The sequence below is a fragment of the Labrys sp. Lb11 genome (assembly GCF_057554225.1).
Window position 1 is genome coordinate 1 of sequence record NZ_BAAJOT010000010.1, and the last position, 14,213, is coordinate 14,213.

The 14,213-nt window shown below is 71.7% G+C and carries 15 protein-coding genes; 10 read left to right on the forward strand and 5 right to left on the reverse strand.

All coding sequences use genetic code 11. The features are described 5' to 3' along the window. From AC27L4_RS30380 to AC27L4_RS30400, 5 genes are all read left to right on the forward strand, one after another. Positions 1-1,202, forward strand: a 1,202-nt coding sequence (locus AC27L4_RS30380) for a PEP-utilizing enzyme (RefSeq protein WP_487146395.1), incomplete at its 5' end; no start/stop codon positions are given. Continuing rightward, positions 1,195-2,298 carry a BtaA family protein gene (locus AC27L4_RS30385; protein WP_487146396.1) on the forward strand — a complete coding sequence of 368 codons (1,104 nt, stop codon included), beginning with the start codon at positions 1,195-1,197 and terminating at the stop codon, positions 2,296-2,298. The genes AC27L4_RS30380 and AC27L4_RS30385, both read left to right, overlap by 8 nt. Beyond that, positions 2,295-3,599 (forward strand): diacylglycerol/polyprenol kinase family protein, encoded by a 1,305-nt coding sequence (locus tag AC27L4_RS30390; protein WP_487146398.1) that lies wholly within the window; start codon positions 2,295-2,297, stop codon positions 3,597-3,599. The genes AC27L4_RS30385 and AC27L4_RS30390 overlap by 4 nt, the downstream gene beginning before the upstream one ends. Continuing rightward, a complete protein-coding gene (locus AC27L4_RS30395) occupies positions 3,596-4,441 on the forward strand; it encodes a hypothetical protein (protein WP_487146399.1) in 846 nt (281 codons plus the stop codon). Before AC27L4_RS30390 ends, AC27L4_RS30395 begins: the two co-directional genes overlap by 4 nt. Continuing rightward, positions 4,438-5,907, forward strand: coding sequence for an AMP-binding protein (locus AC27L4_RS30400; RefSeq protein ID WP_487146400.1), 1,470 nt, complete (start codon positions 4,438-4,440; stop codon positions 5,905-5,907). The genes AC27L4_RS30395 and AC27L4_RS30400 overlap by 4 nt, the downstream gene beginning before the upstream one ends. On the opposite strand, the gene AC27L4_RS30405 is transcribed toward AC27L4_RS30400, so the two are convergent. Beyond that, a complete protein-coding gene (locus AC27L4_RS30405; RefSeq protein ID WP_487146401.1) occupies positions 5,861-6,055 on the reverse strand; it encodes a hypothetical protein in 195 nt (64 codons plus the stop codon). The genes AC27L4_RS30400 and AC27L4_RS30405 overlap by 47 nt on opposite strands. Before the next feature lie 347 nt (positions 6,056-6,402). On the opposite strand from AC27L4_RS30405, the gene AC27L4_RS30410 reads away from it, so the two are divergent. The 3 genes from AC27L4_RS30410 (at position 6,403) to AC27L4_RS30420 (ending at position 9,340) form a co-directional block, all read left to right on the forward strand. After that, entirely contained in the window at positions 6,403-8,133 is a 1,731-nt protein-coding gene (locus AC27L4_RS30410) for a DEAD/DEAH box helicase (RefSeq protein WP_487146402.1), read from the forward strand. Positions 8,134-8,173: 40 nt separating this feature from the next. Beyond that, complete coding sequence (locus tag AC27L4_RS30415; RefSeq protein WP_487146403.1) at positions 8,174-8,602, forward strand: acyl-CoA thioesterase; 429 nt, start codon at positions 8,174-8,176, stop codon at positions 8,600-8,602. 468 nt (positions 8,603-9,070) lie between these two features. Next, complete coding sequence (locus AC27L4_RS30420) at positions 9,071-9,340, forward strand: hypothetical protein (RefSeq protein ID WP_487146404.1); 270 nt, start codon at positions 9,071-9,073, stop codon at positions 9,338-9,340. Between the two features lie 42 nt (positions 9,341-9,382). Here the strand turns inward: AC27L4_RS30420 and AC27L4_RS30425 are convergent, their stop codons facing one another. The 3 genes from AC27L4_RS30425 to AC27L4_RS30435 all read right to left on the reverse strand — a co-directional run bounded on the left by AC27L4_RS30425 (position 9,383) and on the right by AC27L4_RS30435 (position 11,322). Beyond that, complete coding sequence (locus AC27L4_RS30425; RefSeq protein ID WP_487146406.1) at positions 9,383-9,775, reverse strand: DUF1801 domain-containing protein; 393 nt, start codon at positions 9,773-9,775, stop codon at positions 9,383-9,385. A 69-nt stretch (positions 9,776-9,844) separates the two neighbouring features. Then, positions 9,845-10,255 carry a (R)-mandelonitrile lyase gene (locus AC27L4_RS30430; RefSeq protein ID WP_487146407.1) on the reverse strand — a complete coding sequence of 137 codons (411 nt, stop codon included), beginning with the start codon at positions 10,253-10,255 and terminating at the stop codon, positions 9,845-9,847. A 185-nt stretch (positions 10,256-10,440) separates the two neighbouring features. Beyond that, complete coding sequence (locus AC27L4_RS30435; protein WP_487146408.1) at positions 10,441-11,322, reverse strand: helix-turn-helix domain-containing protein; 882 nt, start codon at positions 11,320-11,322, stop codon at positions 10,441-10,443. A 124-nt stretch (positions 11,323-11,446) separates the two neighbouring features. Here AC27L4_RS30435 and AC27L4_RS30440 point away from each other — a divergent pair, with 124 nt between their 5' ends. After that, positions 11,447-12,385, forward strand: a complete 939-nt coding sequence (locus tag AC27L4_RS30440; RefSeq protein ID WP_487146409.1) for a phytanoyl-CoA dioxygenase family protein — start codon at positions 11,447-11,449, stop codon at positions 12,383-12,385. Between the two features lie 109 nt (positions 12,386-12,494). Here the strand turns inward: AC27L4_RS30440 and AC27L4_RS30445 are convergent, their stop codons facing one another. Beyond that, the gene (locus tag AC27L4_RS30445) at positions 12,495-12,674 is read right to left on the reverse strand and encodes a hypothetical protein (RefSeq protein ID WP_487146410.1); all 180 of its coding nucleotides are present in this window, start codon (positions 12,672-12,674) and stop codon (positions 12,495-12,497) included. 294 nt (positions 12,675-12,968) lie between these two features. Here AC27L4_RS30445 and tuf point away from each other — a divergent pair, with 294 nt between their 5' ends. Then, positions 12,969-14,174: an elongation factor Tu gene (gene tuf, locus AC27L4_RS30450; RefSeq protein WP_487146412.1), complete on the forward strand. Its 1,206-nt coding sequence runs from the start codon at positions 12,969-12,971 to the stop codon at positions 14,172-14,174. The last annotated feature ends 39 nt before the right edge of the window (positions 14,175-14,213 follow it).

The following is a 14,213-nucleotide window of genomic DNA, read 5'->3' on the forward strand; positions in this document are numbered from 1 at the left end:
CGCTCTCGGCCCTGGCCGGCGAATACCGGCGTATCGAAGCCGACCTGCTCGACCGCTGGGACGCGCCGCTGATCAACGACTTCCTGTGCATGATCGCTTTCGGCGCCTCGCGCAAGCTCATCGGCCGCTGGGCCGGCGAGGCCGGGCTCGCCGTGCACAACGACATCATGATCGGCCAGGGCGACATCGTCTCGGCCGAGCCGGCGCAGCGCATCCGCCGCATGGGCGCCATGGCGGCCGGCGACGAGGCCCTGCTCGGCCGGCTGGCGGCCGGCGATCGGGATGCGCTCGCCGGCCATCCGGCGCTGGCGGCCGAGGTCGCGGCCTATCTGGAGAAGTTCGGCGACCGCTGCACCGAAGAGCTGAAGCTGGAAAGCATCACGCTCGACGAGGATCCGCGGCCGCTGCTCGCCTCGATCGCCGGCGCCGCCCGGGCCGGGGGCGGGCCGCAGCGGCCCGAGGGCGAGGCCGCGGCGCGGCTCGCGGCGCTGTTCGCCGGCCGGCCGCTGCGGCGTGTCCTGGCCGCCCGTTTCGTCGGCTGGGCCAAGGACCGGGTGCGCGATCGCGAGAACCTGCGCTTCGAGCGCACCCGCATCTTCGGCCGGGCTCGCCGGCTGTTCCTGGCTATCGGCCGGCAGCTCCACGCCCACGGCCTCGTCGCGGAGCCGCGCGACGTGCTGGCGCTCACCGTCGCCGAAGTGCTCGGTGCCATCGAGGGCGCCGGCGTCACCGCCGACCTGAAGGGCCTCGTCGCCGTCCGCAAGGCCGAGATGCAGGCGGCCGCGATGCGGCCCGATCCGCCGGAGCGGCTGACCGTGCGCGGCGGCGTCGTCGCCGGGCTGGCCGCGGCCACGGCCGGCATCGTCGCGACGGCCGCCGGCGCCGAGCGCGCCGGCACCGCCTGCTCGCGCGGCCTGGTGCGGGCGCGGGCGCGGGTGGTGCGCGACCCGCGCAGCGAGAGCCTGGAGCGCGGCGACATCCTGGTGGCGCGCCACACCGATCCCGGCTGGATCGCGGTGTTCGCCAACGCCTCGGCCATCGTGGTCGAGCGCGGCAGCCTGCTGTCCCATTCGGCGATCGTGGCGCGCGAGCTCGGCATCCCCTGCGTCGTCGGCCTCAAGGGCGCGACCGACTGGGTGCGCTCGGGTGAATGGCTGGAGGTCGACGGCGCCGCCGGCACGGTGAGGAAGATCGATGGTTGACAGCCAGATCGCCGGCAAGGCGCGTTTCGACCACATCCGCTACGCCCAGCTCTGGGAGGATGCCGACGTGCTGCTGCACGGCCTCGGCTCGGCGCCCGGCGCGACGCTGGTGTCGATCTGCTCGGCCGGCGACAATGCCCTGGCGATGCTGACGCTCGACCCCGCGCGCGTCGTGGTCGTCGACCTCTCGCCGGCCCAGCTCGCCTGCCTGCGCATCCGCATGGCGATGTATCGCGGGCTCGACCACGCCGCCTTCCTGGAGCTGATGGGCTCGCGTCCCTCCGAGCGGCGCGGCGCGCTGCTGGACCGCGTGGCCGCCACGCTCGATGCCGGGGACCAGGCCTTCTGGGCCGGGCGGCGAGCCGATGTCGAGGCCTACGGCCTCGGCGGCGTCGGCAAGTTCGAGCGCTATTTCCGCATCCTGCGCACGCGCCTGCTGCCGCTGGTCCACAGCCGCGCCACGGTCGAGGCGGTGTTCCACCAGCGGCCCAGGGCGGTGCGCGAGGTGTTCATGCGCCAGCGCTGGGACACCTGGCGCTGGCGGCTCCTGCTGAACCTGTTCTTCTCCAGGGCGGTGATGGGGGCCCTCGGGCGCGACCCGGCCTTCTTCGACCATGTCGAGGGCAGCCTCGCCGAGCACGTGGCGCGGCGCATCCGCCATGCCGCGGTCGACCTCGACCCGCGCCGCAATCCCTATCTGCGCTGGATCCTGACCGGCACCCATGACGAGGCCCTGCCGCTGCCCTGGCGGCCCGAACATTTCGAGACGATCCGCGGCCGGCTCGACCGGCTCGACATCCGGCCGGGAGCGCTCGAGCGCTTCGTCGCCACCGGCGAGACGGCCGACGGCTTCAACCTCTCCGACATATTCGAATACATGGACGAGACGGCGTTCGCCGCGGTCTACGACTCGGTGCTGGCCGCGGCGCGGCCGGGCGCCCGCCTGGTCTACTGGAACATGATGGTGCCGCGCCGCGCGCCGGCGGCCTTCGCCGGGCGCGTCCGGCGGCTGCAGGCGGTCGAGGACGAAGGCAAGGCCATGGACAAGGCCTTCTTCTACTCCGACTTCGTGGTCGAGGAGGCGCTGCCGGGATGAACGTGGCGGCGAATCTCGGCCTGATCGTCCTGTCGATCGGCCTGCTGCTCGGCGCCATGGCCGCGGTCAAGCGCGCCGCCCGGCGCTTTGCGCTGCCGGCCGAGCTGCAGCGCAAGATCGTGCATGTCGCCACCGGCCTCTATGCGCTGACCCTGCCGCTCACCTTCTCCGAGCGCTGGCCGGTGGCGGCGCTGGTGCTGGCCTCGGTCGCGGTGATGCTGGTGCTGCGCCTGCCGATGTTCGCCCGCAGCGGCCTCGCCTCGACGCTGCACGCGGTCGAGCGGCGCTCGCACGGCGAGATCTATCTCAGCCTCGCCGTCGGCTTCCTGTTCTTCTCCTCGCAGGGCCAGCCGATCCTCTACGTGCTGCCGATCCTGGTGCTGACGCTGTCGGATGCGGCCGCCGCCCTGGTCGGCTCGCATTACGGCCGCCGCCGCTTCGCCGTCGAGGCCGGGGCCAAGAGCATCGAGGGCGTCGTCGCCTTCTTCGTCGTCACCTGGCTCCTGGCGATGATCCTGCTCCTGGCGATGACCGACGCGCCGCGGCTGTCGGTCATCGTCCTCGGCCTGATCGTGGCGGCCTTCGGCGCGCTGGTCGAAGCCGAATCCTGGCGCGGGCTCGACAATCTCTTCGTGCCGCTCAGCCTGCATTTCCTGCTGGCGAGCCATCTCGCCACGCCCGCCCCGGCCCTGGCCGGGCTCGCCCTGCTGTTCGTCGCCGCCACGGCCCTGATGCTGGCCCTGGCGCCGGCGCTGCATCTGGGTCGGCATGCGGCCAGCGCCTACACCGTGCTGATCTTCCTGGTCTGCTCGATCGTGCAGCCGCGCAACGCCGTGCTGCCGGTCGTCGCCATCCTGGCGCATCTGGCGGCGCGGCGGCTGCGGCCCTGCCGCAGCCCCTATCCCGACCTCGACGTGCTCGCGGTCATCGCCGGGACCAGCGTGTTCTGGCTGTTCGTCGGCCGCTGTTTCGAGCGGCCGACCGTGGATCTGTTCAACCTCACCTTCGCCGCCATGGCGGCGGCCTTCCTGGCACTCGCCCTCGGCGGACGCCGGCGCTGGCTCGCCGTGCCCGGTTTCGCCGCGCTGATGGCGGCGGCGCATCTCCTCACCGGCTGGAAGGCCGACGAGGCCGCCTGGCACGGGCCGCTCTGGCCCTGGACCGCGGCGGCGCTCGGTCTCGCCACGGCCGCCGGCCTGCTGCGGCCCGCGCTGTTCGAGCGCTATCGCAGCCCGCGCGTCCTCGCCGTCGCCATCGTCGCCCCGCTCGCCCTGTTCCTGACCAAGGGAGTCTTCGCATGAGCGCCTTGCCGCAAGTCCTGGCCGTTGCCGGCGCCACCGGCACGATCCATCGCGACGGGCCATCCTGGAACGGGCTGCGCACGGCCGCGCTCGGCGGCTTTTCCTGCGAGGACGCGGCGAGCGGGCGGGCGCTGCTCGACAAGGCCGCGGACCTCCTGCGCGCCGAGGGCTTCCAGGCCCTGGTCGGGCCGATGGACGGCGACACCTGGCACCGCTACCGCCTCGTCTGCGAAAGCGACGGCTCGCCGCCTTTCGCCATGGAGCCGGTCAGCGCTGCGCACGACCTCGCGGCGTTCCGGGCGGCCGGGTTCTCGGCGATCTCCGATTATGTCTCGGCCCGCGCCCGGCTGGCGGACGCCGTCGGCAGCGAGACCGCTTCCATGCCGGGCATCCGCGTCGCCGCCTGGGACGGGCGCGACGCGGCCGGCTTCGTCGACCGGCTGTTCGAGATGTCGGCGGCGAGCTTCGCCGGCAACCGCTTCTTCAAGCCGATCGAGCGGCAGGCCTTCCTGAAGCTCTACGAGCCGGTGCTGCCGCTGGTCGATCCGCGCTTCGTGCTGTTCGCCCATGCGCCGGACGATCGGCTCGTCGGCTTCCTGTTCGGCCTGCCGGACCGGCTGGAGGGCGCCGCGCCGCGCACGGCGATCCTCAAGACCTATGCCAGCGGCGTGCGCGGCGTCGGCCATGTCCTTGCCGACAGCTTTCACCGCCGGGCGCTGGAGCTGGGCTACGACACGGTAATCCATGCGCTGATGCATGTCGACAATGTCTTGTGCCAGCGCAGCAGCCGCTACGGCGCCGAGGTCTTCCGGCGCTATGCCCTGATGGGCCGGCCGCTGTGAACCTGCTCGCGCCGTTCCTCGCCAATGCCGAGCGCTGGAGCGGGCGGACGGCGATCGTCGCCCCGCGCGGCGAAGCCGCGAGCTTCGGGGCGCTGGCCGAGCGCTCGCGCCGGCTGGCGCTCGCCTGGCGCGGCCGCGGCATCGGCCCGGGCGACCGGGTGCTGATGGCGATGCCGCTCGGCATCGACCTCTATGCCGCCATCGCCGCGCTATGGCGGCTTGGCGCCGTGGTGGTGTTCCCCGAGCCGGCGCTCGGCCTCGCCGGGCTGCGCCACGCGGCACGGGCGAGTGCGCCGAAGGCCTTTCTCGGCGGCGGCTGGTACCGGGGTCTCGGCCTCCTGCTGCCGGAGCTGCGGGCCGCGCCGCTGCGGCTCGGCCTCGACGCGGCGGCCGGCGCCGGCGATCCCGTCAATGCCGCCGGTCCCGGCCATCCCGCGCTGATCTCCTTCACCTCCGGCTCGACCGGCCGGCCCAAGGCGATCCTGCGCAGCCACGGCTTCCTTGCGGCGCAGAACGCCTGCGTCGGCGAGCTGCTCGATGTCGGCGGCGAGCCCGCCGTCGACCTCGTCGCCTTTCCCGTCTTCGTCATCGCCAATCTCGGCCTCGGCATCACCTCGGTGCTGCCGGACTGGAAGCTGGCGCGGCACGACCGGGTGCGCCCGCAGGCGATCGCCGCGCTGGCGGCGGCGCGCGGCGTCACCCGGGCCCTGGTGCCGCCCTCGATCTGCGCCGTGCTGGCCGAGGGCACGCCGGTGCCGGGGCTGCGCACCGTGCTCACCGGCGGCGGGCCGGTGTTCCCCGACCTGCTGCAGCGCCTCGCCGACCGGCTGCGGACCGAGGACATCGTCGCGGTCTACGGCTCGACCGAAGCCGAGCCGATCGCCCACCAGGCCCTGGCGGCGATCTCGGCCGGCGACTGGTCCGCCATGCGCGGCGGCGCCGGCCTGCTGGCCGGCCGGCCGATCGGGGCGATCCGGCTCGAGCTGATCGAGGACGAGATCATCGTCACCGGCGACCACGTCAACAAGGGCTATCTCGATCCCGCCGCCGACGCCGCCACCAAGCTCGCCCGCGACGGCGCGATCTGGCACCGCACCGGCGATGCCGGCCGGCTCGACGACGAGGGGCGGCTCTGGCTGCTCGGCCGCAAGGGCGCCGGGGCCGGGCGGTTCCACCCCTTCCCCGTGGAAGCGGCGGCGCGGTTCTGGCCGGGCGTGCGACAGGCGGCGCTGATCCCCGGAAGCGACCCGCCGGCCTTGGCCATTGCCGGCGACATGAAGCATCGCGCCGCCTGGACAGCCGGCGCGGAGGCGCTCGGCGGGCTCAGGGCGGTGCCGGTCGAAGCCATTCCGCTCGACCGCCGGCACCGCTCGAAGATCGACTACGGCGCACTCGCCGCCGTCGCGGCCAAGGCCGGCATCAGCGTTCCAGGGCGACGGCCGGCGCCGCCGGCTGGTCGAGATTGACGGCCTGCACCCGGTTCCGGCCCAGTCCCTTGGCCCGGTAGAGGGCGGCGTCGGCGGTCTCGAACAGGACCCCGGTATCCTCGCCGAGCAGGGCGACGAAGGGGCCGAGCCCGGCGACCGTCCCGGCCGTCCACCCCCGGCCTTGCACGGCTCTCCCGCCGGCGCGTTGCAGGCCGCCTGCGCCCGGGGTGCGCGCAGTGTTGCGCGGAATTGCCGCGGGCGCTGTGTCCGGCCCGTTCGGTTGCGTCGAAATTCCCGCATGCTGCCGGCGGCAAACGGCGGCGGCGCCGCGCCGTCGCCGGCGGGTTGCGGCCGCATCGCCGCCAGGAAAACGCCGCCGGTCCGGCACCCCGGCCGGCGAAATCGATGTGAACGCCATGGGCACCGCCATGGCGCGGCCGCGAGATTCCCTCTATGAGCAGATCCGATCGCGGTGTCGAAGCCCGGGGGCCCGCTCCGGACCCGCAATGGCTGCGCCGAATTCGAGGCCCTGACGTGACCTTTCCTCCCACCCACCCGGCGCTGGCGTCGGCGCTCGCCGAACGCAGCTACACCGTCGCCACCCCTGTTCAGGCGGCGGTGCTGGAAGAGGCGGCGGTCGGCCGCGACCTCCTGGTCTCGGCCCAGACCGGCTCGGGCAAGACGGTCGCCTTCGGATTGGCGATCGGCGCCGACCTCCTCGGCGAGGCGCAGGCGCTGGGGCGGGCCGCGGAGCCGCTGGCCCTGGTGGTCGCGCCGACGCGCGAGCTCGCCCTGCAGGTGCAGCGCGAGCTGGCCTGGCTCTATGGCGCAGCGGGCGGGCGGGTGGTGTCGTGCGTCGGCGGCATGGATCCGCGGCGCGAGCAGCGGGCTCTCGGCGAGGGCGCGCATATCGTCGTCGGCACGCCGGGGCGGCTGCGCGACCATCTCGAACGCGGCGCTCTCAAGGTCGGCACGCTGCGGGCGGTGGTGCTGGACGAGGCCGACGAGATGCTCGACATGGGCTTTCGCGAGGATCTGGAGTTCATCCTCGAGACGACGCCGGCGGAACGGCGCACGCTGCTGTTCTCGGCCACCCTGCCCAAGGGCATCGTGGCGCTGGCCCGGCGCTACCAGCGCGACGCCCTGCGCGTCGAGGTGATGGGCGGCGAGTCCGGCCATGCCGACATCGAATACCGCGCCATCCGCGTGCACGGCCAGGAAGTGGAGCGCGCGGTGGTCAACGTGCTGCGCTTCGTCGAGGCGCCGGGGGCGATCGTGTTCTGCAACACGCGCGAGGCGGTGCGCCACCTGCAGGCGACGCTGCAGGAACGCGGCTTCTCCGCCGTGGCGCTGTCGGGCGAGCTCAGTCAGCACGAGCGCAACCAGGCGCTGCAGGCGCTGCGCGACGGGCGCTCGCGGGTCTGCGTCGCCACCGACGTGGCGGCGCGCGGCATCGACCTGCCCAATCTCGGGCTCGTCGTCCATGCCGACCTGCCGCACGATGCCGAGGCGCTGCAGCACCGCAGCGGCCGCACCGGCCGGGCCGGCCGCAAGGGCATCAGCGTCATCCTGGCCTCGCCCTCGAAGCGCCGCCGGGCCGAGCGGCTGCTGGCCGACGCCGGGCTGAAGGCGGACTGGACCCCGCCGCCGACCGCCGAGGAGATCCGCCGGCTCGACCAGGAACGCCTGCTGGTCGACCCGCTGCTGACGGAGGAGGCGGGCGAGGACGACATCGCCGCGGCGCGGGCGCTGCTGGCCGAACGCTCGGCCGAGGAGATCGCCGCGGCGCTGGTGCGGGTCTATCGCTTGCGCCATCCCGCGCCCGAGGAGGTCGGCGATCCCGGCTTCGGCCGCGACGCGCGCGAGCCGCGGGCCGCCGGTCCGCGCGATCGCGGCAGGACGGCGCCATCGCAGGGGGCGGACGGCAGCGTGTGGTTCCGCGTCACCGTCGGCCGGCGCAGCAACGCCGATCCGCGCTGGCTGCTGCCGATGCTGTGCCGGCGCGGCGATGTCGATCGCGAAGCCATCGGCGCCATCCGTATCTTCGACCGCGAGACCAAGTTCGAGGTCTCGGCCGCGGCCGCCGAGCATTTCGCCGCCGCCGTTCGCCAGGGCGGCGGCCAGGGCGAGGGCAAGGACGCCCGCATCGAGCCGGCCGCCGCGCCGCCCGGCCCGGTCGACCGGTCGGCCCGGAGCCCCCGCGGTGGCAAGCCGCCCCACCGCAAGGGCAAGGGCTTTGGCCACAAGCGGCCGCGCGAGGCCTGAGGCGTCAGGGCCGCGCGGCGGCCGAGCGAAGGAAACGACCATGCGCGAACCGGCTCCGGCGATCGACGCGCTGCCCTGGCGGACGCGGCATGAGCTGCGTTTTGCCGACATGGACCGCCTCGGCCACATCAACAACGGCGCCTTCGGCTCGCTGATGGAGAGCAACCGCACGGCGCTGGTGTTCGAGGCCGGCATCTCCTTCTCCGCCGAAATCGGCTTTGCCATCGTGCGCTTCGAGATCGACTATCTCCGCGAGCTCAACTGGCCCGGCACGGTCGAGGCGGCGAGCGGCGTGGAGCATGTCGGCACGAGCTCGATGCGCCTGCGCCAGGCGCTGTTCTCCAACGGCGCCTGCGCCGCGGCGGCGCGCTGCGTCGTCGTCGCCATCGACATGGCCTCGCGCCGGCCGACCCCGATCCCCGCGTCGGCGCGGGCGGTGTTCGAGCGCTGGCCGGCGCGGCAGGGCTAGAGCAAAGCGCGTTTTGGTGAAGACGCGCTTTGCTCTAACTCCTTGTTTCGACGCGTCTTTGCGACTTGATGGGATCCGTCGAATCGCAAAACGCTTTAGCCCGGATATCTCACGGCGGACAGGCATATCGGCGTCAGATTTGAGAAAGTTGAGTTGCGACAACAACTTGACTCGATTTTAGCAAGAGGGGCAAAACCCCGGGCACACACTCAAGGCATCGGGTCACAACGAAAATTGTGCCGTTGAAAGCACAGAGTTTTTTTGGCCGTACTGCCTTCTCAATACCCGTTTCGCCGACACCTGCCCGGGGTTTTGCCCCTCTTACGAATTTGGGGAGACGCCCCGATGCAGACAGCTCCGCCACGATCCGGTGATGGCGTTCCTGGCTGGCAAGCTCGTCGGCGGTACGAATCGCGCGGCAACTGATACGGATTAGTACCTATGCGCCGCTGCCGATGATCCGATCATATGACCGACGCCGACCTGATCGCGCTGGCTCTCGCCGAGGTTGAGCGGCTGTCGGCGGGCGAGAACCTGATGGCCGCGGTGCTGATGCGCGAGTTGTGCGGCAGGCTCGGCGAGCGCGTCGGCGCAGCCGGTGCAAAGGAGCCGGATGCGGGCTCACCGCCGCGCGGCCCCACGATTGCGAGCTTGAAGGAAATCAACCGGACCTTCGGCCGGGCCGTCGCCGCGCGCAAGCGGACGGCCAAGTCCGCCGGCGAGGAGGCGCAGAGTTGAGGGGCGCGCGGAACGGCGACCTGCGTCCGGCTCCCGAGCCGGCTATCGGCTCCGGGGCCGGTTCAGGGCCACCGCAGCCCGCACGAGCGCCATGAAGGCATCCGCATCGATCTCATCGCCTTCGCGAAGATCGATGGCGCGCCGGACATTGCCGTCCAGGCTGGCGTTGAACAGGTGCGACGGGTCCTCGAGCGAGGCGCCCTTGGCGAAGGTCAGCTTCACGATGCTCTTGTAGGTCTCGCCGGTGCAGATTTGGCCCGCGTGGGACCACACCGGGACGCCCCGCCACTTCCACTCCTCGACCACGTCGGGGTCCGCCTGCCGGATGAGGGCGCGGACATGGGCGAGCGTCATGCCCCGCCAGTCGCCCAGTTCCTCGATCCTCGCATCGATCAGCCGGGACGGGGACTCGCCGGCGGTGGCTGCGCTCTTCATCGGGTCTGCGGCTCCTTGGACCGTTGTGGCGTCTGGCGGCGGGCAAGATCACGGGCAGGGGCCTGCGGTTCACGCCGTCTTGCCCTCGCCCTTGTACTGTGCGTCGCCGACCTGCTCCAGCCAGTCGACGGTCTTGCCGTCCTGCTGTTCCTGGATGGCGATATGCGTCATGGCCGTGGAGGGCGCGGCGCCGTGCCAGTGCTTCTCCCCCGGAGGGAACCAGACGATGTCGTCCGGACGGATCTCCTCGACCGGGCCGCCCCAGCGCCGGGCCCGGCCGCAGCCGGCGGTGACGATCAGGGGCCGGCCGAGCGGGTGGGTGTGCCAGGCGGTGCGGGCGCCGGGCTCGAAGGTGACGCTGGCGCCGGCGACGCGGGCCGGCTCGTCGGCATGGGAGAGCGGGTCGACCCGCACCGTGCCGGAAAAATACTCGGCCGGCCCCTTGCGGGAGGGCTGGGACCCGTTGCGCTTGATATCCATGGGTTCGATCCTGGGTCGGGCAATCCGAGGGGCCGTATGCGGGAGCCGCGGGAGCGATGGCATCGACGATGACCGCATCCTCCCGGCTCACGCGGTACCGTGCTGAGCCTGACGCGAACCTGTGACGGCACTGTGGACGCATCGGGGGGGAACCCGCATGGATCTGGCATGGCGCGGGCCTCATCCTATGTCCGGAGCCGGCGACGCGGCGGCGCGGCGAACATCGCCCGGTACGCCCGGGGCGTCATGCCCTTGAGCGCGAGGAACCGCCGGTTGAAATTCGCGAGCGAGGCATAGCCCACCACGCCGGCGATGTGGCGGATCGGCTGGGTGGTGTCCGAAAGCCGGGCGCAGGCGTCGCCGATCCGCAACTGCGCGACATAGGCGGAGATCGTCCGCTGCGTGTGCTTGACGAACATCCGGTGCATGCCCGAGACGCTGAGCGCCGCGACTTCGGCCAGATCCTCCAGGGCGAGCCTGCGCCGATAGGTCCGGTGGATATGGGTCAGCAGGCGATCGATGCGCTCGCGGCTGCCGCCGGCGACCACGGGAACCGGCAGGTGCGCCAGCGGGACGGCGCCGCGGTCGCCGGCGAGGCGGCCGAGGATGTCGAGAAGGGCGAGAAGGCGCCCGGCGGGCGCGAGGTCGAAGATGCGCTGACAGTCGTCGCGCACGGCCGCGGCCGCTTCCGGCGAGAATTGGAGGCCGGCGGCAGCCCGGCCCGCCAGCGCCCGGATCGGCTCGAACTCCGGGACGCCGGCGCCGAAGCGGTCGATCCAGGCCTGGGTGAACCAGAACACCAGGGCGGTGTGCGGCTGCGCCGGGTCGATCCTGTCGGTCGAGGCCCAGCTGTGCGGCTGGTTGGGGCCCACGAGCACCAGGTCGCCATCGTCGTAGCGGCCGACATGGTCGGCGATGAAGCGCTGTCCGCGCGAATTGAGCGTCAGCGTCAGCTCGAACTCGGGATGGTGGTGCCACTCGAAGGGAATGCCGTCGTCGAGGCGCCGGTTGAGCATGCTCCATGACGCGTCGGCTGGGGGCTGCAGTCTTTCCAGATAGGCCTTCACGCGGCGTGCTCGGGAGCAAGGACGCCAGAATAGTATCAGAGATTGCCAGCCTCAGCCAACATGGCGGGCGGGGTCGGCCTATCCTGTCCCCATCGCCCACGCATTCGAGGAAGAGGAGGAGACCTTGCAGGCCACCGCAGCCGTGAAGCGCGACGCCCATCCGACCACGACGTCCACGACCCAGCTGAAGGACATCCGCAAGACCCTGCCGCTGCGGGTCCTGTCCGAGGCGGACTGGCGTCACTGGACGACCAGGGGCTATGTCATCGTCCGCCAGGCCGTGCCGGCCGCCAATGTCGAGCGGCTCGTCGAGCTGCTCTGGCGTTTCGACGAGAAGGATCCGGACGATCCCGCGACCTGGTACGCACCGCAGCGCCGGGAGCACAAGATGAAGGAACTCAACAACACCGGGATGCTGGAGATCTACAATCACCAATATCTCTGGGACAACCGGATGCAGCAGCGCGTCTACGAAGCCTTCGTCGACATCTGGGACCGTGAGGATCTCTGGGTCACCATCGACCGGGCCAACCTCAATCCGCCGAAGCGGGTGAAGGGCAATCCGCACGGCTTCATCCACTGGGACGTCGACACCTCCATCCGGCCGCTTCCCGTCGGCGTGCAGGGCGTGCTCAGCCTCAAGCGGCAGGACGGCGACGTCGGCGGCTTCCAGTGCGTGCCCGAGCTGTTCGAGAATTTCGACGCCTGGGAGCGCACCCAGCCCGCCGATCGGGACCCCATGCATCCCGACATGGCCGGCCTCTCCGTCGTCAACATCGACATGGAGGCGGGCGACCTCCTGATCTTCAACTCGCTGCTGGCGCACGGGGTGCGGCCCAACCACGCCGACGGGCGCGTGCGCATGGCGCAGTACATCTCCATGCATCCGGCCGAGTGGGAGGACGACGCCGGGCGCGAGGAGCGCATCCGGCTGTGGCGCGAGCGCGACCATCCCAAGCGCGATGCCTTCCCGGGCGATCCGCGGGACTGGGAGAAGTACAACGCCGAAACCGCCCGGCTGACGCCGCTCGGCGAGAAGCTGCTCGGCCTGGCGCGCTGGTGACGGGAAGGACGACGACGCGAAGGATCGGAGCCCGGCATCGGCCGGGCTCGCAGGCTGTGGCGGCCAGGCCGCCGGAGTGTCCCGGCGGGCTGCGGCCGGCAGACCCATCTCATTTCGAACGTGGCCGGATGACGTTGACTGCGGCCGCCACTTCCTCGTCCGAGCAGCCCACGAGCTCGCGCCTGTGCACCGGGCCGTTCAAGGCCAGCTTCAGGAACAGGTCGGCGATCGCGCTCGTCGGTTCCGCCTTTTCGACGCGTTCGAGGGCCGGAGCGGCAGGCTGCCCCATGCGACCCAGCCCATGCGACCCAACCTTGTCTCCGACCTGCCGCTACGCTATATGCCACGCCCACTCTTCACGCCGAAAGGGCGCCCGAACCATGCGGCTGTCGCAGCTCATAGCGCTGACGATATCCGGGGACATCGATTCCCCGGCCGCATTCGCTCTGCCTCGAGCCTGAACGCCCGTCAGTCCTGACGCAGCCTTCCCGCCCGACCGCAGACGCGGTCTCGGGCACCGGATGGCTCTCGTGGTGCCGATATCGCTGAAAAATCCAGACGAGAGCCTGCCAGGAGCATTCCCATGGCGAAGGAGAAGTTTCATCGTAGCCTGCCCCACTGCAATGTCGGCACGATCGGTCATGTCGATCACGGCAAGACCACGCTGACGGCGGCGCTGACCCGGGTCTCGGCCGATCGCGGCTGGGGCGATTTCGTGCCCTACCACGACGTCGCCCGCGCCTCGGCCGCCCAGGGCACGCGCGATGCCAGCAAGATCCTGACCATCGCCGCGGGGCATGTCGAGTTCTCGACGGCGAGCCGCCACTACGCCCATGTCGACTGCCCCGGCCACGCCGATTATGTGAAGAACATGATCACCGGCGCGGCGCAGATGGACGGCGCCATCCTGGTGGTCTCGGCGCTCGACGGGCCGATGCCGCAGACGCGCGAGCACATCCTGCTGGCCCGCCAGATCGGCGTGCCGCGGCTGGTGGTGTTCGTCAACAAGGTGGATGCGGCCGGGGACGCCATGCTGGTCGACCTGGTCGAGCTGGAGACGCGCGAGCTCCTGACCCGGCACGGCTTCGACGGCGCCGCGACCCCGTTCGTGCGCGGCTCTGCCCTCAAGGCCCTGGCCGGCGAGCGGGGACCGCTCGCCGACGAGGCGATCGTTCGGCTCTTCGAGGCGCTGGACAGCCACATCCTGCTGCCCGAGCGCCCGAAGGACCGGCCGTTCCTGATGCCGGTGGAGGGCGTGCATTCCATCGCCGGGCGCGGCACGGTGGTCACCGGCCTTGTCGAGCGCGGCGTGGTCCGGGCCGGCGACGAGGTCGAGATCGTCGGCCTCGGCGAGACCCGGCGCACGGTGGTGACGTCGGTCGAGACGTTCCAGAAGATCCTCGACCAGGGCGTGGCCGGCGACAATGTCGGCTGCCTCCTGCGCGGGGTCGAGCGCAGGAGTATCGAGCGCGGCCAGGTTCTGGCCAAGCCCGGCAGCCTTGCGGCGCATCGGTGCTTCGAGGCGGAGGCCTGGATCCTGTCGAAGGAGGAGGGCGGCCGCCACACGCCGTTCTTCCGGAACTACCGGCCGCAGTTCTATTTCCGGACGACCGACGTCATGGGCACGATCGAGCTCGGCGCCGAGCGTGATCGCATCCTGCCGGGCGAGACCGCCAGTTTCACCGTGGCGCTCGGCAAGCCGGTCGCCCTTGAAGTGAACGCGCGCTTCGCCATGCGCGAGGGCAACCGCACCATCGGCTCGGGCATCGTCACCCGGATCGTGGAGTAGCGGGAGGGGCGGGCTTCGGCCCGCCCCTCTCGGGTCGGC